We start from the raw sequence: 25,232 nt of genomic DNA, 5'->3' as shown, positions 1-25,232 counted from the left end.
CCCTCTCAGCCCCAGGTCCGCGAGCTCAGCACCAGCCGGTACCCGTCCGGGTCCTCGACCGTGACGCCGAACTCGTCCCAGTACGGATTGTGCGCCGGCACCCGGCGGCCGCCCGCCGCCACCAGGCGGTCCACCAGGTCCCCGGGCACCGGCCCGCCGAGGTACAGCACGAACAGGTCGTCGACGGTCGGCGTCGGCTCCAGCGGGCGCTCCGGGTCACGGGTCAGCTCGAAGTGCCAGCCGCCGCCCGGGAATCCGACCATCACCAGGTCGTGCTCGCCCGGCACCCGCTCGGTGGTGCGCCACAGCACCGACAGGCCCAGGCCCTCGACCCAGAACCGCTCGGCGGCCGCCAGGTCCCGGGACGGACGGGCGTGCCGGACGTGCGCCGCCGGGCCGACCACGCCGCCGCCGGTCACGCCGTCGCCGGTCACGCCAGCTCCGCCCGCCACACCGGGCTGTCCACGTAGTGGTTGTCGTAGCGCTCGGCGGACTCCCGGATCTCCGCCGGGTCGGCCTCGCCGCGCATCACCCGGCCGAGCAGCCGCAGGTAGTCGAAGCGGCCGAGGCCCGGGGTGAAGGTGAACAGCACGTCCGCGGTGCGGCCCGGCGCGGCCGCGAAGGCGTGCGGGGTGCGCGGCGGCACGGCCAGGAAGTCGCCCTGCTCCAGCACCACCACCCGGTCGTCGACCAGCACCCGCAGCGCGCCGTCCAGCACGAAGAACAGCTCGCTGGCGCGGGTGTGGAAGTGCGCGGGGGCGCCGACCGCGCCCTCGGCGAAGCTCGAACGGTAGGTGGTGTGGTCCGCGTTCTCCGCGAGCAGCGTCATCACGCTGCTCGGGTCCGCGCAGGTCTCGGCCTCGTGGGCGCGCACCGGCTCGACCGGGCTCTCGTTGATCATGACCACGACTGTAGGCGCGGCCCCACGAACTGTCAGGCGATTTGCGGACGGACGGTCCGTCAACCGCCGGGCGCCGGACGGTCCGTCAACCGCCGGGCGCCGGGCGGACCGCGGCCAGGTGCAGCCGGGTGAAGGCGAGCGCCTCGGCGAGGTCGGCCTCGCGCTCCGCCGGGGAGCCGGACCGGCGGGTGTTGACCTCCAGCACCACGTGGCCGTCGAAGCCGCTGCCGGCCAGCCGCTCCAGCAGCTCCGCGCACGGCTGCTTGCCCCGGCCGGGGATCAGGTGCTCGTCCTTGCCGGAGCCGGAGCCGTCCGCCAGGTGCACGTGCGCCAGCCGGTCGCCCATCCGGTCCACCAGCTCCAGCGCGTCCAGCCGGGAGGTCGAGGCGTGCGACAGGTCGACGGTGAAGTGCCGGTACTCCTCCTCGGTGACGTCCCAGCCCGGGGCGTACGCCAGCACCTCGCGGTCCCGGTACCGCCACGGGTACATGTTCTCCACCGCGAACCGGACGTCGGTCTCCCCCGCCATCCGGCCGATGCCGGTCACGAAGTCCTTGGCGTACTGCCGCTGCCAGCGGAACGGCGGGTGCACCACCACGGTGTCCGCGCCCAGCCGCTCGGCGGCCTGCCGGGCCCGGACCAGCTTCGTCCACGGGTCGGTGGTCCACACCCGCTGGGTGATCAGCAGGCAGGGCGCGTGCACCGCCAGGATCGGCATCGCGTACTGGTCGGAGAGCCGCCGCAGCGCCTCCACGTCCTGGCTCACCGGGTCGTTCCAGACCATCACCTCGACGCCGTCGTAGCCCAGCCGGGCCGCCAGCTCGAACGCCGTCTCGGTGGTCGACGGGTACACCGACGCGGTGGACAGCGCGACCTTGGTGTCCGGCACGTGCAGGGCCGGGTGCGGCGGCAGCACCAGCCGGTCCGTGGTCCGCAGCAGCGGCGGCCGCTCCAGCTTGCGCCGCGCCGCCCGGGCGGCCCGGGCCGCCTTCAAGGGCAGCGGACGACGCCCCGCCCGCCGACCGTCCGCTGAATCCGCCACGCCTACCAGACTAAGCGCACCGCGCCGCGGGCCACTCCGTCCGGCGGTGTGCGCCGGGGCACTCACGCCGGGGGTCCACCGGGGGAGCCCCGTCAGACCTCGATCGCCACCCGGGGCTCGTGGCCGGTCAGCGCGTCGAGGCGGCGGAGGATGATGCCCTCGCGCAGCGCCCACGGGCAGATGTCCAGTTCCTCCAGGCCGAACAGGTCCATCGCCGCGTCGGCGACCAGCGCGCCGGCCAGCAGCTGGCGGGCCCGGCCGAGCGAGACGCCGGGGATCTGGGCCCGCTCGGCGGGCGTCATCGCGGCCAGCCGGGGCAGCCAGGCGGACAGGCCCGCCCTGGTCAGCTTGCGCGGGACGCGCACGCCCGCGCCCTCGGGGGCGGCGCCGGTCATCCGGGCCAGCTGCTTGAAGGTCTTCGAGGTGGCGACGGCGTGGTCCGGCGGCCCGAGCCGGGCGAAGTCGCCGACCACGCCGGCGATCTCGGCCCGGATGTGCCGCCGCAGCTCGCGCAGGTCCCCGGCGTCGGCGACCTCGCCGGGCAGCCGGGCGGTGAGGCGGCCCGCGCCGAGCGGCAGCGAGGTCGCCACGTCGGGCTGCTCGTCGATGCCGCAGGCGATCTCCAGCGAGCCGCCGCCGATGTCCAGGTCGAGCAGCCGGCCGGAGGACCAGCCGAACCAGCGCCGGACCGCGAGGAAGGTCAGCCGGGCCTCGTCCTGCCCGGAGAGCACGGTGAGCGCGACCCCGGTCTCGTCCTCGACCCGGCGCAGCACCTCCTCGCCGTTGGCGGCCTCCCGGACGGCGGAGGTGGCGAACGGCAGCAGGTCCACGACGCCCTTGTCCTCGGCCACCCGGATCGAGGAGGCGACCATCGACACCAGCCGCTCGACCCCGACCTCGCTGATCGCGCCGTGCTCGTCCAGCAGCTCGGCGAGGCGCAGCTCGGCCTTGTGGGAGTAGGCGGGCAGCGGGGCCGCGCCGGGGTGGGCGTCCACCACGAGGAAGTGGACGGTGTTGGAGCCTACGTCGAGCACACCGAGTCGCATAACCGTCCAACTTAGCCCAACCCGGTGACCACCGGGGATACGAACGACAGCCTGATCGCGGTCAGAGCAGCCCGGCCCAGAGCTGCTCGACCAGGACGGCCCACCAGTTCTCCGGGTCGCGCAGCGCCGTCCGGTCGAGTGCGGCGAGCGCCCACTGGAGCTCGGCGACGGCCGGGCCGGCCTGCTCCGGCGGGAGGTCTAGCAGGCGCGGGCGGCGTTCGGCGAACAGCGCCAGCGAACGGGTGAAGGCCGTCAGGTCGGCGTTGCAGTGCCGGGCCTCGCAGGTGTCGGGGTCGATCGCCCGGACCCGGCCCTGCGCGGTGTCGACGCTGATCAGCGCCCAGCCGTCGGTGCCGAGCAGGCGCTGCCCGAGCAGCGCGGTGCGGGCGGCGGCGGTGGCCCGGCGGCCCCGGCCGAGGGCGGCGAGCTGCTCGACGAGGTCGGGCAGCACCGGGTCGACCTGGTCGGTGATGCCGTCGCTCTCGGGGTGGTGCAGCGCGAACAGTCCGGGGACGACGCGCGGCAGGCCGGTCTGCCGGAGCGCCCGGGCGGCGGGCTCCGGCAGGTCGGCGGCGAGCACCGCGCCCTGCTCGAAGCGGCGGACGCCGTCCTCGCCGAACAGCGCGGCCAGCCGCTTGCCGAGCAGGGCCGGGTCCTCGGGCTGGGCGGGCGGCACGGCGAGCGGGAACGGCATCCGGTTGAACCGGCTGCCGGTGCGGGCCGCCAGGGCCCGCAGGGCGGCCGCCCGGTGGTCGTGGCGCGGACCGTAGGGCAGCTCGAACTCCAGCCGGACGGCCGGGAGTTCGGCGGCCACGGTGTGCTCGCTGTAGCTGCCGGGGAGCATCGAGAGCCGCAGGTCGGTGCGGAGCGCCACCAGGTCGGCGTCGGCGACGCCCTGCGCGGCGAGCTGCCGCCGGGCGAGCAGCGCGGGGTGCGGGCGGCCGTGCGCGGACTGCACGGTCAGCGACCGGACCTCGCCCGCGGCGTCCCGGTAACTGAGGGTGGCCCGGGTGCCGGGGCCGGTGACGGGCGGCAGCGCCGGGTTGTGGTGGCCCGCGCCGAGCCGGTCCCGGTACAGGCTCTCCACCACCGGGACCGGGACGGACGGGAAGACGGTCAGCTCGCCGCTGGCCCGGTCGACCACGGCGCAGGCCGCGCCGATCTCCTCGGGGGCGCGCCGGACGCCGGTGAGCGGGTCGGTGAGGACCGGCGCCGGCTCCGGCCAGAGCACCCAGCCGAGGTCGAACTCGTGGCACCTGACAGGCCGTGAACCCTCCTGCGGGAGGTCGCCGTTGACCCAGCGGTGGGCGAGGGCGAGGGCCTGTTCGCGGGTGATCATCGGCTGGTGCTCCCGGTGGTGCGGTGGATGGTGAGCCGGGAGCGCGGGGGCACCGCCGGGGCGTCGGCGGCCGGTTCCCCGGCCTCCGGGGCCCCGGCGGGCGCGCCGACCAGCGCGGGCTCCGGCTCCGGCTCCGGCTCCGGTGCCGGCGCGGCGGCCGGGACGGGGACGGTGGCGGGCAGCGGCGCGGTCAGGTCGATCGGCCGGTCCGCGGCGTCCACCGCGATCGCCCACAGGCCGTGGTCGGCCGGGTAGAGCGGGCCGGGCGCGGCGTAGCCGGTCTGGTGGTCCAGGTAGCTGAGCACGCCCTTGTGGTTGACGGCGTTCCAGGTGTGCGAGCGGCCGAAGGCGTCGACGGTGAGCAGCACCGCGCGGGTGCCGGTGCCGTGCGCGAGCAGCGCCCGGCCCAACTTGCCGTGCGCGTCGTCGCCGTCGCCGAGGTCGAGGAAGCGGGTGCCGAGTTCGAGTTCGGCGCGGTCGCGGCCGCCGCGCTCGCCGGCCGGGCCGTCGGGCAGCCGGGGCGCGGCGCAGGTCGGCACGCCGCCCAGGGTGTCGACGGCGGACAGCGCCACGTCCACGCAGTTGTTGGCGCGGCCGGTCTCGGCGTGGCCGCCGCCGTTCAGCACCTCGGTCCACTCGCCGACCATCGGGTCGGGCGCGGGCACGGGGGTGCGGCGGACCGCCTCCGCCTGGTGCGCGGGGTCGACCGGGCCGAGGCCGCCGGGCAGGCCGTAGGGGCGGCTGTCGGCGAGGGTGCGCTCGCGCTCGGCGGCGGGCAGCGGGCCGGTCGCGCCGAGCCGCCGCCCGTTGGCGATCACCAGCCAGGCCGCGGACGCCTGCCCGGGGTTGACCGGCAGGCCGGACTCGTCGAGCAGGTCGCGCCGCCGGACGTCCACGACCGGGTCGTAGCGGCCGGGGGCGCCGGGGGCGTGCTGGCCGAGGCCGCCGCCGCCCGCGGGCGGGACGGGGCCCGCCACCGGGCGGCCGGGGGCCGCCGGGTGCTGGCCGCCGACGCCGATCACGGCGGCCGAACCGCCGGGCGCACCGGGGGCGCCGGGAGCGCCGGGGGCGACCACGGCGCCGGCCGCGGAGCCCGCCACCGCGCCGGGCGACCCGGCGGGGGCGCCGGGCGCGCCCGGGGCACCGACCGGACCGGCCACCGGGGCCGCGCCGCCGACCGGGGCGGCCCCGACCGGACCGCCGCCCACCGGGGCGCCGCCGCCCATCGGCACGCCACCGCCCATCGGCCCCCCGCCGCCGGGCGCGGCCGGGCCGCCGACCGGGCCGAGCTGGATCGAGGAGCCGCCACCGCCGCCGCCCGAGCCGCCGAAGGCGGAGCCCAGGTCGGGGGCCCGGTGGCCGCCCCCACCGCCACCGCCACCGCCGGACCAGATGTCGCCGTTGCCGACCACCGGCGCGGCGCTCGGCGCGGGCGGGGCGTACACCGAGTCGACGTGCACCGAGACCGGGACGTGCGGGGAGGACGGCGGGGTGTAGCCGCCGCCACCACTGCCGCCACTGCCGCCACCGCCGGACCAGCCGCCCGAGCCGCCAGAACCCCCGTAGGAGGCACCGGAGTTGCCCGAGTAGCCGGAGCCGCCGTGCGAACCGCCGTACGAGGAGCCGGAGTTGTTCTGGTAGCCGCCGCCGCGGTGGCCGTTGTCCACCGGGGCGTGCTGCGGCTGGACGTCCTGGTCGCCGCCGAGCTGCACCTGCACGTCCAGCGGCAGGCCGGGGGCGGAGGCGGACAGCACCACCGGGCTCGCGCCGCCCGGGCCGTGCCCGTTGCCGTGGCCTTGACCGCCGGGGAAGCCCTGACCGCCGGGGAAGCCCTGGCCGTTGCCGTTCCCGCCCGGACCGCCGTGGCCGTGCTGGTAGTCGCCCGCGAACGGGCCGGTCTGCTGCTGGGCGCCGGCCACCGGGACCGGCCGGCCGTCCTGGCCGAACAGGTCGAGCGGGCGGCCGTCCGCGCCGAACTGGACGACCTGCCCGTTCGGGCCGACCGCCCGCAGGTTGGCGTCCACCGTAACGGGCTGGCCGCCGGCCCCGGCCAGCAGGTGGCCCTGCCGGTCCGCGACCAGGCCGGCCACCTGGCTGCCGTCGGCGCCCAGCATCACCGGGTGGCCGTCCGCGCCGAGCTTCGGGTGCCCGTCCCCGCCCAGCGCCAGCGTCAGGCCGGTGCCGATCAGCGCGCCGGTCAGGCCGACCAGCACCGGCTTCCCGGTGGTGCCGAGCAGCGGCTTGCCGTCCTCGCCGAGCGCCACGCCGGACACCGGGTTGCCCGCGGCGTCCAGCAACTGCTGCGAGCCGTCCGGACCCTGACCGACCGTCAGTCCCTCGACGCCCTTCACCCGCTGGCCGTCGGCGCCGACCAGCACCGGGTTGCCGTGCCGGTCGGTGCGGACCGTGCCGTCCGCCTTCACGTCCGCGTGCAGGGCCGTCACCCCGGCGACCTCCACCGAGCGGGCCACCCCGGACTTCGCCAGCGCCCCGGTGACCTGGCCCGAGCGGGCCGCCATCGAGGACTCCCGGCCCTCGCCGTGCAGGCCCCGGCCGTCCGCCTGGGCGATCCGCTCCAGCGCCACCACCGGCGGCTCGGCGGCCAGCGACTTCGCCGCCTCGCCCATGTCCCGGCCGAGCTGCTCCAGCAGGTGGCCGATCTTCAGCTTCGCCTGCTCGACGGCCGCGGCCTCGCCGACCTCGGCCGCCGCCTCCTTGACCGCGCCGACCGCCGCCCCGACCGCGCCGGTGACCAGGCCGCCGAGGCCGGTGGTCATCTCCTTGCCGGCCTGCGCCATGTCCGCCTTGGCCTTCGCCTCGGCCGCGTCCGCCGCCCGGATCTTCTCGGTCAGCTCGGTCAGCACCGCGACGATCTCCGCCTTGGCGTGGTCCACCGCCCCGGCCGCCTTGTCCAGCGCGCCCGCCATCAGGCCGGCCGCCGCCGAGGCGTCGTCCAACTGCCCGCGGCCCCCGCCGCTGAACTGCCGCCAGTGCTCCGAGAACGCGTCCACCGCCGGGCCGGAGTTCTCCCCCGCCACCCGCTGCGCGGACCCGGAACCGCGGCGCACCAGGGCGTCCGCCTCCGACCCGAACTCCCGCCACAGGCCCGCGGCCGACCGCAGCCCGTCCTCGTCCGCCTGCGGCCACGCATGGCCGGTCCGCGCCAGCGCGGGGGCGAGTTCCTCCGGCAGGTTCCTGGACACGTGCTCCCCCTTCGGGTGGTGCGGTGCGCGACGGCCGGGCGGAAACACCCGTCCGTGCTCTGACTCCGGTTCGGGCCCCGCCGGTTGCGGTCCGGCGGCCCGACGGCGGAACGGTTCAGGCCCGGCCGGGACCGGCCGGGTGGTTCAGCGAAGGCGCGTTGAAGTCCGCGCTGATGTCCTGATCGGTGCGGACCGTGTTGTCCGCCATCGTGTGCAGGCCCGCGCCGATCCGGCCCAGCCGCTCGGCCAGCCCCTGCAACCCGGCCAGCACGCCCTCCCGGGCCTCGCCGTACGAGGCACCGAACGGCTGCCCCGGGGCGTCCGAGCCCCACGGCGCGCCCAGCGCCGCCAGACCGCTCTCCAACTGCTTCGCCGCACCACCGAAATCGTTCGAGACACTCTCGAACTCCCGCCCCTCGCCGTGGAGTTCCCACGACCGGACGACGATCTGCTCGCCCATCTGCACTCCCCCGTGCCAGGACGCCGAAGCGCCCAACCTTCCCTCGGCTGGGCCATCCTAGGCCCGCACACCGCTCCGACCGCCCGGGCTGCGGCGCTTTTCACAGCCGTTTCACCCCGCACCACCACCGGCTACCCCCGGAAAACCGCCCCAACCGCCACGAACCACCGGCAAAGCCGCGCCGCCGCGCCCGTTCCCGCCCCCTCCAGGCCATACGCTTGCCGGGTGGCACCAGCTGAGAGCACCAAGAGCAAGAAGAAGAACGACAAGAAGCCCGGCAAGGCCGAGAAGTCCGGGAAGCCCGGGAAGAAGGGCACCGCCGTCGACCTGGCGATGCCCACCGTCCGCGAGGTCGCGCTCGACTTCCCGCGCGTCTGGGTCGAGTTCACCGACCCCGCCGACGAGGACCAGGTCTTCCGCTGCGACCTCACCTGGCTCACCTCCAACTGGGGCTGCATCTTCGGCAAGGGCTGCCACGGCATCCAGCCCGGCCGCGGCGCCTCCGACGGCTGCTGCACCCTCGGCGCGCACTACTCCGACGAGGACGACGAGCAGCGCGTCACCGAGCACGCCGCCCGGCTCACCCCCGACATCTGGGAGCACCACGCCGAGGGCACCGACGCCAAGGGCCGCATCCGCCGCGACGGCGGCATCACCATGTTCGACGAGGACGGCGACCGGCAGACCCGCCGCGTCAACGGCGCCTGCCTCTTCCTCAACAGCCCCGGCTTCCCCGGCGGCGCGGGCTGCGCCCTGCACGTGCTCGCCCTCCGCGAGGGCCTGGAGCCGCTGGAGACCAAGCCGGACGTCTGCTGGCAGCTCCCGATCCGCCGCACCTACGACTGGATCGACCGCCCCGACGACACCCGCTACCTCCAGGTCTCCATCGGCGAGTACGACCGCCGCGGCTGGGGCCCGGGCGGCCACGACCTCCACTGGTGGTGCACCAGCTCCCCCGAGGCCCACAAGGCCGCCACCCCGGTCTACGTCTCCTACCGCCCCGAACTCACCGAACTCATGGGCCCCGCCGCCTACGACCGGCTCGTCACCCTCTGCGAGGCCCACAACCCCCGCCTGGCCCCGCACCCGGCCGACCTGGCGTAGCGGTCAGCCCCCGTCAGGGGGTTTCGCCGGCCCGGGCGAGGCCGTTCTCGTAGGCGAGGACGACGGCCTGGACGCGGTCGCGGAGGCCGAGCTTGGCGAGGATGCGGCCGACGTGGGTCTTGACGGTTGCCTCGGAGAGGGTGAGGCGGGCGGCGATCTCACCGTTGGAGAGGCCCTGGGAGACCAGCAGGAAGACCTCGCGCTCGCGCTCGGTGAGCGGGGCGAGGACGGCGGCGCCGGGGGCGGCGGAGGGGGTGGGGAGGACCTCCGCGAAGCGGTCGATCATGCGGCGGGTGGTGGTGGGGGCGACCACCGCGTCGCCGCCGTGGACGGAGCGGATCGCGGCGACCAGTTCGGTCGGCGGCACGTCCTTGAGCAGGAAGCCGGACGCCCCGGCCTTGAGCGCGGCGAAGGCGTACTCGTCGAGGTCGAAGGTGGTCAGGATGAGCACCTTGGGCGCGCCCTCGACCGGGGCGCCGCGCTCGTCGAGGCAGATCCGGCGGGTGGCCTGGACGCCGTCGAGGCGGGGCATCCGGACGTCCATCAGGATGACGTCGACCTCGGCGGTGCGGAGCACCTCGACGGCCTGCTGGCCGTCGCCGGCCTCGGCGGCGATCTCGATGTCGCCCTGCGACTGCAGGACCATCCGGAAGCCGGTGCGCAGCAGTTCCTGGTCGTCCACCAGCATCACGCGGATGGGCATGGGCAGGGCTCCTTCATTTGGACACCTTCAGGGGGAGGACGGCCCGGATGCGGAAACCGCCGCCGGGCCGGGGGCCGACGTCCAGGCTGCCACTGACCATACCGACGCGTTCCCGCATGCCGATCAGGCCGTGGCCGAGCCCGTCGGTGCCGCCGGTGAGCTGCTCCCGGGTGGAGCCGCGGCCGTCGTCCTCGACCAGCACCTCCAGGTCGCCGGGGCGGAAGTCGACCGCGACCCTGGCGCGGGCGTCCGGGCCGCCGTGCTTGCGGACGTTGGTGAGGGCCTCCTGGACGATCCGGTAGACCGTCAGCTCCAGGCCGCGGGGGAGTTCGCGGACCTCGCCGGTGGCGGAGTACTCGACCGTCAGGCCGGCCGTGCGGACCTGCTCCAGCAGCTCCGGCAGCTCCTCGACGCCGGGCTGCGGCACGTACTCCTCCGCGGTGTCGGCGGTGCGCAGCACGCCCAGCAGGCGGCGCATCTCGGCGAGCGCCTGGCGGCCGGTGGAGGCGATGGTGTTCAGCGCCTCCTTGGCCTGCTGCGGGGAGGAGTCCAGCACGTAGGCGGCGCCGTCGGCCTGGACGATCATCACCGAGACGTTGTGGGCGACCACGTCGTGCAGCTCGCGGGCGATCCGGGCCCGCTCGGCGGCGACCGCGACCTTGGCCTGGGCGTCCCGCTCGCGCTCCAGCCGGGCGGCCCGGTCCTCCAGCTCGATCAGGTAGGCGCGGCGGACCCGGGTGAGCCGGCCCCAGGCCCAGCAGAGCACGAACGGGGTGGTCATCAGGACGGCCAGGAACACCGCCTTGTACGGGTCCTGCCGCTCGCTGGGCGGCGTCAGCCGCCAGAGCGTCAGCGGACCGGCGACCAGGCTCGCGGCCAGCGCCAGCCGGGACGTCCAGGCCCTGCCGAACGCGGCACCGGTGTACCCGAACACCAGGTAGGCGACGCTCGACATGCCGGGTTCGACCCGGGCCGCCACCTGGAACAGGCCGAGGGCGACCGCGGCCGCGGTGGTGGCGTCCGGCCAGCGGCGGCGCACCACCATCATCCCGGGCAGCACGAAGGCGATCACGATGCCGGTGTAGTGCCGCCAGGGCGCCATCGGGTCGGCGGGCGAGCCGGTCGTCTCCACCGCCGCCAGCACGCCGAGGGCGAGCACCAGGAGCGCCCAGGCGGAGTCCACCACCATGGGGTGTCTGCGGAGCCAGGCGTTGAGTCGATGCACACCTCAAGCCTAGGGAACGCGCGGGGCGGTTCAGGTCCGCCGGGAGGGCGATCCGCAGGTCGGCAGGTCGTCCCCAGGGTGGAGGGCCGGTCCGTCCCGGTAACGTCGCGCGCTATGACATGGATGCGGTGGCGGCCCGCGATCGAACACGCCCTGTACCGGCCCGACGGGGGCTTCTACCGCAGGCCGGAGGGCCCCGCCGGGCACTTCCGCACCTCCGTGCACGCCTCGCCGCGGTTCGCCGCCGCCGTCACCCGCCTCCTGGCGGGGGTCGACGCCGCGCTCGGCCGGCCCGCCCGGCTGCACTTCGTCGACCTCGGCGCCGGCCGCGGCGAACTCACCCTCACGGTGCGGTCGCTGCTGCCCGCGGAGCTGCGCGACCGGGTGGTGCTGCACGCCGTCGACCTGGCGGACCGCCCGCCCGGGCTGCCCGCGGACATCGCCTGGAGCGCCGAACCGCCGGCCGGCGTCGAGGGCCTGCTGTTCGCCAACGAGTGGCTCGACAACGTGCCGCTCGACCTCGCCGAACCGGACGGGGACGGCGTGCTGCGCTACGTCGAGGTCGCCCCCGACGGCACGGAGCGGCCCGGCCCGCCGCTGGACGCCGCCGACGCCCGGTGGGCCGCCCGCTGGTGGCCGGACGGCGAGAGGGTCGAACTGGGCGGCCCCCGGGACGCCGCCTGGGCCGCGGCGGTGGGCGGGCTGGCGCGCGGCCTCGCGGTGGCCTCCGACTACGCGCACCTGCGGGCCGCCCGGCCGCCGTTCGGCACCCTGACCGGGTTCCGGGCCGGCCGCGAGTGCGCCCCCGTCCCCGACGGCTCGTGCGACCTGACCGCGCACGTCGCGCTCGACGCGGCGGCCGCCGCCGGGCACCCGGCGCTGCTCACCACCCAGCGCGAGGCGCTGCGCGCGCTCGGCGTCAGCGGGGCCCGGCCGCCGCTCGCGCTGGCGAGCAGCGACCCGGCGGCGTACCTGCGCGCGCTGTCCGGCGCGGGCGAGGCCGCCGAGCTGACCGACCCGGCCGGGCTCGGCGCGTTCCACTGGCTGGTCCAGCCCGTCCGGATGCCGGTACCGGACGACCTGGCGGCCCTGCCGGGATGGCAGACTCTCCCCTCGTAGAAGGAGGCGACGGCCATGACGGAGACCACGGTCGGCATCGGCCCGGGCGCGCAGACGCTCCCCGGCGGACCCGGCAGCACCGACATGGTGCTCAACATCGGCCCCCAGCACCCGTCCACGCACGGCGTGCTGCGCCTGAAGCTGCTCCTCGACGGCGAGCGGATCACCTCCGCCGAGCCGGTGATCGGCTACATGCACCGCGGCGCGGAGAAGCTCTTCGAGGCCCGCGACTACCGGCAGATCGTCATGCTGGCCAACCGGCACGACTGGCTGTCCGCGTTCGCCAACGAGCTGGGCGTGGTGCTGGCCGTCGAGCGGATGCTCGGCATGGAGGTCCCCGAGCGGGCGGTCTGGCTGCGCACCCTGCTGGCCGAGCTGAACCGGGTGCTCAACCACCTGATGTTCCTCGGCTCCTACCCCCTGGAGCTCGGCGGCATCACGCCGATCTTCCACTCCTTCAACGGCCGCGAGGAACTCCAGCACGTCATGGAGGAAGCCTCCGGCGGCCGGATGCACTACATGTTCAACCGGGTCGGCGGCCTCAAGGAGGAGCTGCCGGCCGGCTGGCTCGGCCGGGTCCGCCGGGCCGTCGGCGTGGTGCGCGGGCAGCTGCCGGTCTTCGAGGAGCTCGTCCTCGGCAACGAGATCTTCCGCGGCCGCACCGCGGGCGTCGGCGTGCTCTCCCGCGAGCACGTCCACGCGTACGGCGTCTCCGGCCCGATCGCCCGGGCCAGCGGCGTCGACTTCGACCTGCGCCGCGACGAGCCGTACCTCGCCTACGGCGAGCTCCAGGACGTCCTGCGGGTGTCGACCCGTCAGGAGGGTGACTGCCTGGCCCGGTTCGAGTGCCTGCTGGAGCAGACCGCGAACGCGCTCGACCTCGCGGACGCGTGCCTCGACCGGCTGGACGGGATGGCGCCCGGCCCGGTCAACCTGCGGCTGCCCAAGGTCCTGAAGGCCCCCGAGGGCGAGACCTACGCCTGGACCGAGAACCCGCTCGGGGTGAACGGCTACTACCTGGTGTCGCGCGGCGAGAAGACGCCGTGGCGGCTCAAGCTGCGCTCCGCCTCCTTCAACAACGTCCAGGCCCTGACCGAACTCCTGCCGGGAACCCTGGTCGCCGACATGGTGGCGATCCTGGGCTCGATGTTCTTCGTGGTCGGCGACATCGACAAGTAACACCTCTCCGGACGGGAGAACCCGGGCCGCTCAATGCGGGATGCCGGCGATGATCTCGCGGGCGCCCTGACGGAGGAGTTCGGCGGCGACCCGGGCCCCGAGGACGGCGGGGTCCCCCTGGTGCTCGTCCCACAGCATCGCGTTGGCGAACTTGGAGCCCTCGCGGTCGAACACCATGCCGCGCAGCGAGAGCTGACCGTCCGGCTCGGTGGTGCAGTACCCGGCGATCGGGCTGTTGCAGTGCCCGCGGAGCCCGTGCAGCATGACCCGCTCGGCGGTCACCTCCCGCTGCGTCCTCGGATGGTTGATCTTCTCCAGCAGCGCCGCGGTGGTGTGGTCGTCCTGGCGGCACTCCAGCCCGAGCACGCCCGCGCCGACAGCAGGCAGCATCTCGTCCGTGCCGAACACGTAGCCGGGCCGCTCGATCCCGAGCCGGGCGAGTCCGGCCACCGCCAGGACCATCCCGTCCGCGTGAACGTCGATCTTCTTCGTCCCGTCCAGCTTCTCCAGCCGGCTCCCGACCGCCCCGCGCACCCGCACCACCTTGAGGTCCGGGCGGGCCCGCAGGATCTGGGCCTTCCGGCGGACAGCCGACGACAGGATGATCGCCCCCGGCGGCAGGTCGGCGAGCGTGCGGTACTCGGAGCCCTCGGGGAACAGCAGCACATCGCGCACGTCCGGCCGTTCCAGGTACGCGGCGAACACCAGGCCCTTCGGCAGCGGAACGTCCCCGGGCACGTCCTTCACGCAGTGGACGGCCATGTCCACCGTGCCCGCCTGGAGCATGGCGTCGATCTGCTTGGTGTACAGCCCCTTGCCGCCGAGCTGCGCGAGATCCCCTTGCCACAGGTCTGCCTCGGTGGTCACCGGTACCGTCTCGGCCACCAGGTCGGGCACGTGCTCGCGCAGCGCCGCGATCACCATTTCGGTCTGCGCGAGGGCGAGCGGCGAACTACGGGTGCCGATGCGCAGCGTCCTGCCGGGGTACTCGGCCGTCGTCATGGCGGTCCGTCCTTTCGGTTCGGGTCTCTTGACAGGTAACGCTTCCGGGCCACCGGAGAGGCGACCGAATCCGGGCAGCGACCGCGGGGTGCAGCAGCCGGCAGGCATCGTCCGGCCCCGCCCACAGGAACACGAGCCTGTCCCGGGCACCCTCGCGGAGAACGGCGTCAAGGGGCGACTCACCCGCCTCGACCACACCACCGGGAAGCTGCCACGCACCGGACCCGGCCGCCTGCACGATCAACAGACGGGACGCGGGGTCGGCGCACAGGACGTACGACGTGACCGGGTGACCGGGTGCTCTGCTCAACTCCGCTCCCTCGGGGGCGAGCAGTGCGACGACGACCGGTGCGGGCACTGCGGTCGCGGACACCGACAGGCTCCCCAGCTCACCAAGGGCAAGGACGCCACGGCGCGGCTCGCCCACGGGTCGTAGTCCGTCAGCGGGTCGGAGCCCACCGCGTCCCGGGCCGCCCGCCACTTCCGGCGGGCCCGGTCAAGCGGGCTGTAGTCCATACGGCACCTCCCCGTTCGCTGCCGGCGGCCTCCCCGCTGCAGTGGTCACCAAGATCTGACAGCCACCCGGGACGGTGGAACCTCCCGCAAAGGACGCTTCAGAACGTCCTGTGCGCGATAGAACGTCCCTGCAAGGGTCCGGGTCGTGCGGGGAGGCGGGCAGAATGCCGAACGAGAGACTGAAAGCCGTCATGACGTCGGGCGGTTGGACGTGCTCCGCTCTGGCGGAGAGAGCCGGTGTGGACACCAAGTCGGTCGAACGGTGGGCCAACCAGAACCGGACGCCCCGGCTGGGGACAGCCCGCCTGGCTGCCGAAGCGCTGGGAGAAGACATGTTCGCCCTGTGGCCGAGCCTGCGACAGCCGCGCGCCGCCCGGGCGATGAGTCCCGAACTGGTGGCGCTCTACGAGCAGCGCGCCGACCTGCCGGTGTCCGTGTTCGTGGATCTGATGGGGAAGGCCAGGGAACGCATCGACGTGCTGGTCTACGCTGCGGTCTTCCTCCACGAGGCGTACCCACGCCTGAACGACCTGCTTCGGGAGCGTGCTGCCGAAGGGTGCGAAGTCCGGATCGCGCTCGGCGACGCCGACAGCGAGAAGGTGCGACAGCGCGGGGAAGAAGAGCGGTTCGGCCACGGCATCGAATCCCGCTGCAGACTCGCGCTCCTGCACTACCGACCGCTGCTCAGTACCCCGGGAATCGAGGTTCGCACGCACGGAACCACGCTCTACAACAGCATCTACCGGGCGGACGACCAGGTGCTGGTGAACGCGCACGTATGGGGCGTCAACGCTTTCGCGGCCCCCGTCTGGCACCTGCGGCGGACCGGCGCGGGCAGGTTGTTCGACACCTACGCTGCCGGCTTCGACGCAGTGTGGAACGCCGCCCTGCCGGTGAAGGAGAGCTGATCACGTGGCACGCACCGAGTTCTACGACGACCCCGACGCACCCGAGCCGAACAGGTTGGTGGTGGCGGCGTCCGCAGTGGTGACCGACAGCGAGGGGCGGGTCCTGCTCCAACGTCGGGCCGACAACGGCCTGTACGCGCTGCCGGGCGGTGCCATGGACCTCGGCGAGTCGCTTCCGGGCACGGCGGTCCGGGAGGTCCGCGAGGAGACCGGCCTCGACGTGGAGATCACCGGACTGGTCGGCACGTACACCGATCCTCGGCACGTGATCGCCTACTCGGACGGTGAGGTGCGGCAGCAGTTCAACGTCTGCTTCACCGCACGCATCACCGGCGGGGAACTCCGGATCTCCGAAGAGTCGACCGATCTCCGATTCGTGGCACCGAACGGCTTCGCGGACCTGCCGATGCACCGCACCCAGCGGCTCCGGCTCCAGCACTTCCTGGAGCGGCGGACGACCCCCTACCTCGGATAGCCGCAGCACCACCCGTTCTCCCCTCCCCGCCCTCGCCGTTCACCCGGGCCGGGGGTGGGACGGCCGGAAACCCCCGTACCATTGACCGGTACGTCTGGTACCCGTCGAGGACTGGAACGCGAAGAGTGCTGTACGACGACTTCGGAGACCCCTCCGACCCCGGCAACCGCCCGGCCCGACTCGCCGTCGGCGTGGTCGGCACGGGGCGGGTCGGCCCCGCCCTGGGCGCCGCCCTCCAGCTGGCCGGCCACCGGGTGGTCGCCGCGTCCGGCGTCTCCGCCGCCTCGCGCCGCCGCGCCGAGGCGCTGCTGCCGGGCGTCCGCCTGGTGACGCCCCCTCAGGTGATGGCGGCCGCCGACCTGGTGCTGCTGACCGTGCCGGACGACGCGCTGCCCGACCTGGTGCAGGGCCTGGCCGCGACCGGCGCCGTCCGCCCGGGGCAGCTGCTGGCGCACACCTCGGGCGCGCACGGCGCCGCGGTGCTCGACCCGGCCACCCGCGAGGGCGCGCTCCCGCTGGCGCTGCACCCGGCGATGACCTTCACCGGGACCTCGGTGGACGTGGCCCGGCTGGCCGGCTGCCCGTTCGGCGTGACGGCCCCGGAGGAGCTCCGCCCGGTCGCCGAGGCCCTGGTGGTGGAGATGGGCGGCGAGCCGTCCTGGATTCCCGAGGACGTCCGCCCGCTCTACCACACCGCGCTCGCGCACGGCGCGAACCACCTGGTCACCCTGGTCGCGCAGGCGATGGAGCTGCTCCGCGCCGCGGGCGTCCAGGAGCCCGGCCAGATGCTCGGCCCGCTGCTCGGCGCGGCCCTGGACAACGCGCTGCGCTCCGGTGACCTGGCCCTGACCGGCCCGGTGGCGCGCGGTGACGTGGGAACGGTGCGCAAGCACCTGGAGCGACTCGCTACGGTGACCCCGGACATCGGCCAGGCCTACCGGGCGATGGCGAGGGCCACCGCGCAGCGGGCGGTGGCCAACGGCTCGCTGAAGCCCGAACCGGCGGCGGCGCTGCTGGACGTACTGAACGAGGAGAACCACTGATGGCACGCGACAAGCGCCCGGCGAAGGCCCCGAAGGCGGAGAAGGTCCGCAAGGCGGTGCTGACCCGCACCGTGGACGAGTTCGAGGCGGCCTTCTGGCCGGACGAGCAGCCGGTGGACAACGCCGTGGTGATGACGATGGGCGCGCTGCACGCGGGCCACGCCGCGCTGGTCCGCGAGGCCCGCCGCCGGGTCGGCAAGGACGGCCGGGTCGCGGTGACGGTGTTCGTGAACCCGCTGCAGTTCGGCGCGGGCGAGGACCTGGACCGCTACCCGCGCACCCTGGACGAGGACGTCGCGCTGGCCGAGGAGATGGGCGCGGACGTGGTGTTCGCCCCGTCCGCGGACGAGATGTACCCGAACGGCGAGCCGCTGGTCCGGCTGTCGGCGGGCCCGATGGGCGCGGGCTTCGAGGGCGCGTCCCGGCCCGGCCACTTCGACGGCATGCTGACGGTGGTCGCGAAGCTGCTGCACATCACCGACCCGGACTTCGCGCTGTTCGGCGAGAAGGACGCCCAGCAGCTGGCGATCGTCCGCCGGATGGTCGCCGACCTGGACTTCGACGTGGAGATCGTCGGCGTCCCGACCGTCCGCGAGGAGGACGGCCTGGCGCTGTCCTCGCGCAACCGCTTCCTCGCCGCGGACGAGCGCGCGCAGGCGCTCGCCCTCTCCCGCGCGCTGTTCGCCGGCCGGGACGCCGGCGCGCAGGGCCCGAAGGCCGTCCGCGAGGCGGCCGCCGCCGTGCTGGAGGGCGCGGACGGCGTCTCCCTCGACTACCTCGCCCTGGTCGATCCGCTGTCCTTCACCGAGGCGCCGGACGACTTCCGGGGCGAGGCGGTGCTGGCGGTCGCGGCCAAGGTCGGCTCGACCCGGCTGATCGACAACGTCGGCGTCATCGTCCGGTAGTAGCGCAGTTCCGCGGTCCCGCAGTACCCCAGTCCCGCGGTCCCGCAGTACCCAGAGTTCCCAGGCATGCACTCAGAGAGGCGTGACCCCATGCTCCGCACCATGCTCAAGTCCAAGATCCACCGTGCCACCGTCACCCAGGCCGACCTGCACTACGTCGGCTCGGTGACGGTCGACGAGGACCTGCTCGACGCCGCGGACCTGCTCCCCGGCGAGCTGGTCCACATCGTCGACATCAACAACGGCGCCCGGCTGGAGACGTACACCATCGCCGGGCCGCGCGGCTCCGGCGTCATCGGCATCAACGGCGCCGCCGCCCGCCTGGTCCACCCCGGCGACCTGGTGATCCTGATCGCCTACGGGCAGATGGACACCGCCGAGGCCAAGGCGTACCTGCCGAAGGTGGTGTTCGTCGACGGGGACAACCGGGTCACCGGCCTCGGCGGCGACCCCGCGGACGCCCCCGAGGGCAGCGGACTGCTGCGCGGGGACGCCGCGTACCGTGGTGCGAACGGCGCGGCCGACGCCGCCGCGCACTGAAGGAGCCACTGAATCCATGTCGCACCGCCTGACCGCCCCCGCCCCCGGCTGGACCACGAGCACCGACGTGGTCGTGGTCGGCTCCGGCGTGGCCGGACTCACCGTCGCGCTCAACGCCCGCAAGGCCGGCCTGCGGGCCATGGTGGTCACCAAGGCGGTGCTGGACGAGGGCTCCACCCGCTGGGCCCAGGGCGGCATCGCCGCCGCCCTGGGCGAGGGCGACACCCCCGAGCAGCACCTGCAGGACACCCTGGTCGCGGGGGCCGGCCTGTGCGACGAGGAGGCCGTCCGGACCCTGGTCACCGAGGGCCCGGACGCGGTGCGCCGGCTGATCGAGGCCGGCGCCGAGTTCGACCTCGACGCGGACGGCGAGATCGTGCTGACCCGCGAGGGCGGCCACCACCGCCGCCGGATCGCGCACGCCGGCGGCGACGCCACCGGCGCCGAGATCGAGCGCGCCCTGGTCGCCGCCGTGGAGGCCGACCCGGGCCTCGAACTGATCGAGCACGCCCTGGTGCTGGACCTGCTGACCGACGCCGGGGGCCACGCCGCGGGCGTCACCCTGCACGTGATGGGCGAGGGCCAGCGGGACGGCGTCGGCGCGATCCTGGCCCGGGCCGTGGTGCTGGCCTCCGGCGGCATGGGCCAGGTCTTCTGCGCCACCACCAACCCGGCGGTCTCCACCGGCGACGGCGTGGCGCTCGCGCTGCGGGCCGGCGCCGAGGTCACCGACCTGGAGTTCGTCCAGTTCCACCCGACGGTGCTGTTCCTCGGCGCGGACGCGCAGGGCCAGCAGCCGCTGGTCTCCGAGGCGGTCCGCGGCGAGGGCGCGCACCTGGTCGACGCCGACGGGGTGCGCTTCATGGTCGGGCAGCACGAGCTGGCCGAGCTGGCCCCGCGCGACATCGTCGCCAAGGCGATCATCCGCCGGATGCAGGAGCAGCACGCCCAGCACATGTACCTGGACGGGCGGCACTTCGGCGCCGAGATGTGGGAGCACCGCTTCCCGACCATCCTGGCGGCCTGCCGGGCGCACGGCATCGACCCGGTCACCGAGCCGATCCCGGTCTCCCCGGCCGCCCACCACGCCTCCGGCGGCGTCCGCACCGACCTGCACGGCCGGACCACCGTCCCGGGCCTGTACGCCTGCGGCGAGGTCGCCTGCACCGGCGTGCACGGCGCCAACCGGCTGGCCTCCAACTCGCTGCTGGAGGGCCTGGTGTTCGCCGAGCGGATCGCCGCCGACCTGGCCGCGCTGAACGCCGCCGGCCGACTCCCGGCCCGCACCGTCAACACCGACGCGGCGACCGCCGCCACCCCGGTCCCGCTGCTGGCGGCCGAAGGCCGGGGCGCGATCCAGCAGTTGATGTCCAACGGCGCCGGCGTGATCCGCTCGGCCGCCTCGCTGGCCGCCACCGGCAAGGGCCTGGGCGCCCTCACCGACGCCGCCGACCCGGCCTCCCCCTCGGTGGAGACCTGGGAGGCGACCAACCTGCACCAGGTCGCCACCGCCCTCACCGCCGCCGCCGCGCTCCGCGAGGAGACCCGCGGCTGCCACTGGCGGGAGGACTTCCCCGACCGTGACGACGCCCACTGGCGGCGCCACATCGTCCACCCGCTCGCCGGCTGACGAACCGCCGGTCCCGCCCCTACCGCCGAATACCGCCGAAACCTGGAGCCCCGCCACCATGTCCCACTCCGAACTCCCCCTCCTGTCCACCGAGTCCGAGGGCTGCGGCGACGGCTGCGCGTGCGGTGACGGCGAGGAGTACGAGACCGGGCTCGACCCGGCCCTCGCCGCGCTGCTGGAGGACGCGGGCCTGGACCCGGTCGAGGTCGAGGACGTGGCGATGATGGCGCTGTCCGAGGACCTGGCGGGCGGCGAGGACGTCACCTCGGTGGCGACCGTCCCGGCCGAGGCCGTCGCGACCGCCGACTTCACGGCCCGTCAGGCGGGCGTGGTGGCCGGCCTGCGGGTCGCCGAGGCGGTCGTCTCGCTGGTCTGCGAGGAGGAGTTCGAGGTCGAGCGGCACGTCGAGGACGGCGACCGGGTCGAGCCCGGCCAGGTGCTGCTCTCGGTGCGCAGCCGGACCCGCGACCTGCTGACCGCGGAGCGCTCCGCGCTGAACCTGCTCTGCCGCCTGTCGGGCATCGCCACCGCGACCCGCGCCTGGGCGGACGCCCTGGAGGGCACCGGGGCAGTGGTCCGCGACACCCGCAAGACCACCCCGGGCCTGCGGGCGCTGGAGAAGTTCGCGGTGCGCGCGGGCGGCGGCGCCAACCACCGGATGTCGCTCTCCGACGCCGCCCTGGTGAAGGACAACCACGTGGTCGCGGCGGGCGGCGTCGCCGAGGCGTTCACCGCCGTCCGGGAGGCGTTCCCGGAGCTGCCGATCGAGATCGAGGTGGACACGATCGAGCAGATCGAGCCCGTCCTGGCGGCCGGCGCGGACCTGATCCTGCTGGACAACTTCACCACCGGGCAGCTGCGCGAGGCGGTCGCCCTGGTGGCCGGCCGGGCCAAGCTGGAGGCTTCCGGCGGGCTGACCCTGGCCACCGCGCGCGAGGTCGCGGAGACTGGTGTCGACTACCTGGCCGTCGGCGCCCTGACGCACTCCGCGCCGATCCTCGACATCGGCCTGGACCTCCGCAGCTCCTGACCCTTCGAAGCAGAAAGCGCCCCATGCTCCTCACCATCGACGTCGGCAACACCCAGACCACGCTCGGCCTGTTCGACGGCGAGGAGATCGTCGAGCACTGGCGGATCTCCACCGATCCGCGCCGCACCGCGGACGAACTCGCGGTGCTGCTCCAGGGGTTGATGGGCGCCCACCCGATCGTCTCGGCCGACGACCGGGTGGCCGGCCTGGCGATCTGCTCCTCCGTCCCGGCGGTGCTGCACGAGCTGCGCGAGGTGACCCGCCGCTACTACGGCGACGTGCCCGCGGTGATCGTCGAACCGGGCGTGAAGACCGGGGTGCACGTGCTGATGGACAACCCGAAGGAGGTCGGCGCGGACCGGATCGTGAACGCGCTGGCCGCCAACCACCTGTACGGGGGCCCGTGCATCGTGGTCGACTTCGGGACGGCCACCACCTTCGACGCGATCAACGCGCGCGGCGACTACGTGGGCGGCGCGATCGCCCCGGGCATCGAGATCTCGGTCGACGCCCTGGGCGGCCGCACCGCGATGCTCCGCAAGATCGAGCTGGCCCGGCCGCGCAACGTGATCGGCAAGAACACCGTCGAGGGCATGCAGTCCGGCATCCTGTACGGCTTCGCCGGGCAGGTCGACGGGCTGGTCAACCGGATGGCCAAGGAACTCGCCAAGGACCCGAACGACGTCCAGGTGATCGCCACCGGCGGCCTGGCCCCGATGGTGCTCGGCGAGGCCGACTCGATCGACGTGCACGAGCCCTGGCTGACCCTGATCGGCCTGCGGCTGATCTTCGAGCGCAACCGCCCGGCCACCGCCGCCTCCTGACGTCCCGTCCGACGGGGCCGGCCGGGCGCGGGGCGCCGGACCGGCCCCGTCGCCGTTCCCCGGCCGAATGCACCATCTCATAGGCCAATCGGGACAAACACGTCATCAATCGTCATAAGTCGGACGCCCGAGACGTACTGTCGACCCATGCCAACGCCACACGGATCGCGCGGCGGCATGGCCTTCAGCGCCGATGAAGTCCGGGTGCTGCGCCGTGTCCTCGCCCAAGCCCTCTACCCGGCCGCGCCGGACCGGCTCCCGGCCCCCGCGCCCGACGACCTGTGGGCCGAGGACGTCCAGGACGCCCTGCGGCTGACCGAAGCCATCGACGAGGCGGTCCAGGAGGGCGGGCGACTGCGCACCTTCCTGCTGGCCGACCTGGCCCGCTACCGGGCCGCCCTGCCCGGCGGGGCCGGCGGCTACCTGGACCGCCTGGAGGAGGCCGTCACCGACGGCTACCTGCCCACCCCGGACGACCTGTCCGCCCTGCGCTCGCTCTCCCGCCAGCCGTGCGGCCAGCACGAGCAGGCCCGCCGCTCCCGGCTCGCCGGGCGCTGCCACGCGCTCGCCGAGGCCGAGGTCCGCGAGCGGCTCTCGCTCGGCACCGGGCCGCGCCACCTGACGGCCGTACCGAGCCCCGCGCCCGAACCCCTGCCCCCCACCCCTGCCGGAGGACGGTTCCCGATGAGCACCCAGCAGCCCCACGTCCCCGCCGACCGGCCCCGCCCGCGCCGGATGCCCACCCCCGCCGAACTCTTCGGCCGCCGCACCCACCAGCCCCCGCACCCCGAGCACCCCGCCGACGAGGAGCAGCAGCCCGAACTCGCCACCGGCACCGACGGCTGACGACCGACGACCGACGACCGACCGGCCGACCGACCGACCGGAAGCCCGCGAAGAGCCCCCTCCCCCCGGAGGGGGCTCTTTCAAGGTTTGGTCAAAAAATAGGACTGATACGAACACTCGTGCCCCAAGTGTCCGATTCTTTTCGGCCACTTGGTCGATTTCTCCCTCTAGGGTTCAGCCCGCACACCATGTGCACACGGACCCGTGGGGGGATCGCGCGTCCCGCGTTCCCGTTCTCCCGGCCCGGCACCGCAGCACCGGAGGAACCCCGATGAACCACCCCCGCTCCCGGGCGCTCGCCGCGTCCGCGACCCTCACCCTGCTCGGGCTCGGCGTCCTCGCCGCGCCCGCCGCGACGGCCGTCGCCGAGCACAGGCTGCTGATCGACGCGCCGGCCTCGGTCCAGATATCCAGCACGCCCAAGCAGCCCGCCCAGTGGGACGAGAACCTGCACCTGCGGGTCGGCCGCACCGGCACCGGCACCGTGAACGGCGTCAAGCTGGACTTCGACACCAGGGACCTGGCCGGCACCGCCCAGCTGACCGTCCCGGGCTGCGCCACCGCGGGCACCGTGGTCACCTGCGACGTCAACGACCTGCAGTTCGACTCGATCAACATCACCCACAACCCGTGGCTGTCCGCCGCGGCCGGCGCCAAGCCCGGCAGCAGCGCCGTGCTGCACCTGCGCCTGTACGGCGGCGGCACCGTCGAGGCGGCCAAGGACGTCCGGGTCGACGTGGGCGCCCCGCGGTTCAAGACCAAGGACCTCCAGCAGGTCACCGCCAGGACCGGCGACACCGTGACCCCCGAGGTGGTGTTCGCCAACCGCGGCGAGAGCGCCGCGACCGCGCTGTACGTCGAGATCACCGCCCTCTCCGGCCTGACCCCGGCCCAGGTGCCCGCCAACTGCGAGTACCAGGACAACCCCGACGGCGCCTACGGCGACCGGGGCTGGCCCGGCTCGGTGAACGTCGCCTGCGCGGTGGACGCCACCATCGGCGCCGGCCAGGTCTACAAGCTCAGCCCGTTCTCCTTCAAGGTCGGCCCGACCGCCCGGTACACCTTCGCCGACATCTCGCTCTTCCCGACCGTCGACGCCGAGACCTCCCAGCTCGCCGGCTGGCGCGCCAACGGCCCGCTGAAGCGCGGCACCGGCCCCGCCATGACGGTGGGCGGAGCGACCGACGCCGGACTGCTCACCGGCGAACTGCACGACTACGACAACCGGGTGGAGCAGGAGGTCAGCGCGGACAACCCGGCCGACTTCTCGGCGGGCGCCGCCTGGACCCCGGCCGACGGCGGCAAGAAGGGCACCCTGACCGTCGCCGAGGCCAACGCCGGCCCGGCCTCGATCTTCGACCGCAGCGGCGGCGAGTCCAGCCCGGGCGTGCGCGCGGTCCTCCCCGCCGGGGTCACCGCGACCAAGGTCCCCGACGGCTGCCGCGCCGTCGAGTGGGAGAACGGCAAGCACATCGACCACCCGAACACGTACGACTGCGGCGGTCCGTACTGGGTGCCCGCCGGCTACCTGAAGTCCTACGCGTTCGAGCTGGCGGTCGAGAACCCGGCCGCCGCGCCCAAGGCCGTCGTCTCGCTGCAGAACCAGACCAGCATCTACGAGCCCGGCCACCCGTCCGCGGTGATGGGCTGGGACCACAACGCCGCCAACGACCTGGTCGAGATCGCGCTCGGCGCCTCCGCGGGCGGCGGCCTCCCCGACCCGAAGCCCAGCACCACCCCGACCGGCGGCACCGGCGGCGGCACCGCCCCGACCGCCGCCCCGTCCGCCGCCCTGCCGACCGGCACCCCGTCCGGCCGGGCCACCGCCTCCGCCGCCCCGAGCACCACGGCGGCCGGCCGGACCACCGGCGGGCTGGCCTCCACCGGCAGCGACGGCAGCGGCACCCTGCTCGCCCTCGGCCTGGGCGCCGTCGGCCTCGGCACGGCCGCCGTCCTGGTCGCCCGCCGCAAGCGCGGCGCCCGCGCCTGACGCACCGTCACCCGTCCCGGAGCCCCCTCCTCGGAGGGGGCTCCGGCGTTCCGGCACCGGCCGTTCCGTGGCGATGTGTCGACATCGTCGGATGCGCCGGAACGGCGTCGGATCACGATTCGGTCACAGCTTCCGGCGATAGGTCGCCCCCCTCCCGAACTGTCCGGATTAACTCCGTTCGGCTGTCCGGAAACCGCTCTAG

The 25,232-nt window shown here is 74.7% G+C and carries 24 protein-coding genes; 13 read left to right on the top strand and 11 right to left on the bottom strand.

What is annotated here, in order from left to right; translation table 11 throughout:
* Nucleotides 1-5: 5 nt before the first annotated feature.
* The 7 genes from ACIQBJ_RS12780 to ACIQBJ_RS12750 form a co-directional block, all read right to left on the bottom strand.
* The gene (locus ACIQBJ_RS12780; RefSeq protein ID WP_400707989.1) at nucleotides 6-434 is read right to left on the bottom strand and encodes a VOC family protein; all 429 of its coding nucleotides are present in this window, start codon (nucleotides 432-434) and stop codon (nucleotides 6-8) included.
* Nucleotides 431-901, bottom strand: a complete 471-nt coding sequence (locus ACIQBJ_RS12775; RefSeq protein ID WP_400707987.1) for a cupin domain-containing protein — start codon at nucleotides 899-901, stop codon at nucleotides 431-433. Before ACIQBJ_RS12775 ends, ACIQBJ_RS12780 begins: the two co-directional genes overlap by 4 nt.
* Before the next feature lie 85 nt (nucleotides 902-986).
* A complete protein-coding gene (locus ACIQBJ_RS12770; RefSeq protein ID WP_400708156.1) occupies nucleotides 987-1,796 on the bottom strand; it encodes a sugar phosphate isomerase/epimerase family protein in 810 nt (269 codons plus the stop codon).
* Between the two features lie 239 nt (nucleotides 1,797-2,035).
* Nucleotides 2,036-2,989: a Ppx/GppA family phosphatase gene (locus ACIQBJ_RS12765; RefSeq protein ID WP_400707985.1), complete on the bottom strand. Its 954-nt coding sequence runs from the start codon at nucleotides 2,987-2,989 to the stop codon at nucleotides 2,036-2,038.
* Nucleotides 2,990-3,050: 61 nt separating this feature from the next.
* Nucleotides 3,051-4,328, bottom strand: a complete 1,278-nt coding sequence (locus ACIQBJ_RS12760) for an SUKH-4 family immunity protein (RefSeq protein ID WP_400707983.1) — start codon at nucleotides 4,326-4,328, stop codon at nucleotides 3,051-3,053.
* Nucleotides 4,325-7,531, bottom strand: a complete 3,207-nt coding sequence (locus tag ACIQBJ_RS12755) for a toxin glutamine deamidase domain-containing protein (protein ID WP_400707981.1) — start codon at nucleotides 7,529-7,531, stop codon at nucleotides 4,325-4,327. Before ACIQBJ_RS12755 ends, ACIQBJ_RS12760 begins: the two co-directional genes overlap by 4 nt.
* 115 nt (nucleotides 7,532-7,646) lie before the next feature.
* Nucleotides 7,647-7,991 (bottom strand): WXG100 family type VII secretion target, encoded by a 345-nt coding sequence (locus tag ACIQBJ_RS12750; RefSeq protein WP_400707979.1) that lies wholly within the window; start codon nucleotides 7,989-7,991, stop codon nucleotides 7,647-7,649.
* A gap of 225 nt (nucleotides 7,992-8,216) precedes the next feature.
* Between ACIQBJ_RS12750 and ACIQBJ_RS12745 the strand changes: the two genes are divergently transcribed.
* The gene (locus ACIQBJ_RS12745; RefSeq protein ID WP_400707977.1) at nucleotides 8,217-9,095 is read left to right on the top strand and encodes a hypothetical protein; all 879 of its coding nucleotides are present in this window, start codon (nucleotides 8,217-8,219) and stop codon (nucleotides 9,093-9,095) included.
* 13 nt (nucleotides 9,096-9,108) lie between these two features.
* Here the strand turns inward: ACIQBJ_RS12745 and ACIQBJ_RS12740 are convergent, their stop codons facing one another.
* Entirely contained in the window at nucleotides 9,109-9,798 is a 690-nt protein-coding gene (locus tag ACIQBJ_RS12740; protein ID WP_400707975.1) for a response regulator, read from the bottom strand.
* A gap of 13 nt (nucleotides 9,799-9,811) precedes the next feature.
* Nucleotides 9,812-11,023: a sensor histidine kinase gene (locus ACIQBJ_RS12735; protein ID WP_400707973.1), complete on the bottom strand. Its 1,212-nt coding sequence runs from the start codon at nucleotides 11,021-11,023 to the stop codon at nucleotides 9,812-9,814.
* A 114-nt stretch (nucleotides 11,024-11,137) separates the two neighbouring features.
* On the opposite strand from ACIQBJ_RS12735, the gene ACIQBJ_RS12730 reads away from it, so the two are divergent.
* Both ACIQBJ_RS12730 and ACIQBJ_RS12725 read left to right on the top strand, forming a co-directional pair.
* Nucleotides 11,138-12,142, top strand: coding sequence for an SAM-dependent methyltransferase (locus ACIQBJ_RS12730; protein WP_400707971.1), 1,005 nt, complete (start codon nucleotides 11,138-11,140; stop codon nucleotides 12,140-12,142).
* A 15-nt stretch (nucleotides 12,143-12,157) separates the two neighbouring features.
* The gene (locus ACIQBJ_RS12725; protein ID WP_400707969.1) at nucleotides 12,158-13,321 is read left to right on the top strand and encodes an NADH-quinone oxidoreductase subunit D; all 1,164 of its coding nucleotides are present in this window, start codon (nucleotides 12,158-12,160) and stop codon (nucleotides 13,319-13,321) included.
* A 30-nt stretch (nucleotides 13,322-13,351) separates the two neighbouring features.
* On the opposite strand, the gene hemC is transcribed toward ACIQBJ_RS12725, so the two are convergent.
* Together hemC and ACIQBJ_RS12715 are read right to left on the bottom strand one after the other, a co-directional pair.
* Nucleotides 13,352-14,323 (bottom strand): hydroxymethylbilane synthase, encoded by a 972-nt coding sequence (gene hemC / locus ACIQBJ_RS12720; RefSeq protein WP_400707967.1) that lies wholly within the window; start codon nucleotides 14,321-14,323, stop codon nucleotides 13,352-13,354.
* A complete protein-coding gene (locus ACIQBJ_RS12715) occupies nucleotides 14,274-14,681 on the bottom strand; it encodes an NUDIX domain-containing protein (protein WP_400708155.1) in 408 nt (135 codons plus the stop codon). The genes hemC and ACIQBJ_RS12715 overlap by 50 nt, the downstream gene beginning before the upstream one ends.
* Before the next feature lie 322 nt (nucleotides 14,682-15,003).
* On the opposite strand from ACIQBJ_RS12715, the gene ACIQBJ_RS12710 reads away from it, so the two are divergent.
* From ACIQBJ_RS12710 to ACIQBJ_RS12665, 10 genes are all read left to right on the top strand, one after another.
* Complete coding sequence (locus tag ACIQBJ_RS12710) at nucleotides 15,004-15,747, top strand: XRE family transcriptional regulator (protein WP_400707965.1); 744 nt, start codon at nucleotides 15,004-15,006, stop codon at nucleotides 15,745-15,747.
* A 4-nt stretch (nucleotides 15,748-15,751) separates the two neighbouring features.
* A complete protein-coding gene (locus ACIQBJ_RS12705; RefSeq protein WP_400707963.1) occupies nucleotides 15,752-16,222 on the top strand; it encodes an NUDIX domain-containing protein in 471 nt (156 codons plus the stop codon).
* 125 nt (nucleotides 16,223-16,347) lie between these two features.
* Nucleotides 16,348-17,265, top strand: a complete 918-nt coding sequence (locus tag ACIQBJ_RS12700) for a Rossmann-like and DUF2520 domain-containing protein (RefSeq protein WP_400707962.1) — start codon at nucleotides 16,348-16,350, stop codon at nucleotides 17,263-17,265.
* A complete protein-coding gene (gene panC / locus ACIQBJ_RS12695; RefSeq protein WP_400707960.1) occupies nucleotides 17,265-18,170 on the top strand; it encodes a pantoate--beta-alanine ligase in 906 nt (301 codons plus the stop codon). The genes ACIQBJ_RS12700 and panC overlap by 1 nt, the downstream gene beginning before the upstream one ends.
* 90 nt (nucleotides 18,171-18,260) lie before the next feature.
* Nucleotides 18,261-18,710, top strand: a complete 450-nt coding sequence (gene panD, locus ACIQBJ_RS12690) for an aspartate 1-decarboxylase (RefSeq protein WP_400707958.1) — start codon at nucleotides 18,261-18,263, stop codon at nucleotides 18,708-18,710.
* 16 nt (nucleotides 18,711-18,726) lie between these two features.
* Nucleotides 18,727-20,340: an L-aspartate oxidase gene (locus tag ACIQBJ_RS12685; protein ID WP_400707956.1), complete on the top strand. Its 1,614-nt coding sequence runs from the start codon at nucleotides 18,727-18,729 to the stop codon at nucleotides 20,338-20,340.
* A 58-nt stretch (nucleotides 20,341-20,398) separates the two neighbouring features.
* The gene (gene nadC, locus ACIQBJ_RS12680) at nucleotides 20,399-21,370 is read left to right on the top strand and encodes a carboxylating nicotinate-nucleotide diphosphorylase (protein ID WP_400707954.1); all 972 of its coding nucleotides are present in this window, start codon (nucleotides 20,399-20,401) and stop codon (nucleotides 21,368-21,370) included.
* Between the two features lie 23 nt (nucleotides 21,371-21,393).
* Entirely contained in the window at nucleotides 21,394-22,194 is an 801-nt protein-coding gene (locus tag ACIQBJ_RS12675) for a type III pantothenate kinase (protein WP_400707952.1), read from the top strand.
* A 147-nt stretch (nucleotides 22,195-22,341) separates the two neighbouring features.
* Nucleotides 22,342-23,040 (top strand): hypothetical protein, encoded by a 699-nt coding sequence (locus ACIQBJ_RS12670; protein WP_400707950.1) that lies wholly within the window; start codon nucleotides 22,342-22,344, stop codon nucleotides 23,038-23,040.
* A 271-nt stretch (nucleotides 23,041-23,311) separates the two neighbouring features.
* A complete protein-coding gene (locus ACIQBJ_RS12665; protein WP_400707948.1) occupies nucleotides 23,312-25,030 on the top strand; it encodes an LPXTG cell wall anchor domain-containing protein in 1,719 nt (572 codons plus the stop codon).
* Nucleotides 25,031-25,232: the final 202 nt, after the last annotated feature.

Origin of the sequence: Kitasatospora sp. NPDC088391 (assembly GCF_044753345.1) — a bacterium.
GTDB lineage: Bacteria > Actinomycetota > Actinomycetes > Streptomycetales > Streptomycetaceae > Kitasatospora.
The sequence above is the reverse complement of the archived record's forward strand: the minus strand, read 5'-3'. Positions and strand labels throughout refer to the sequence as shown.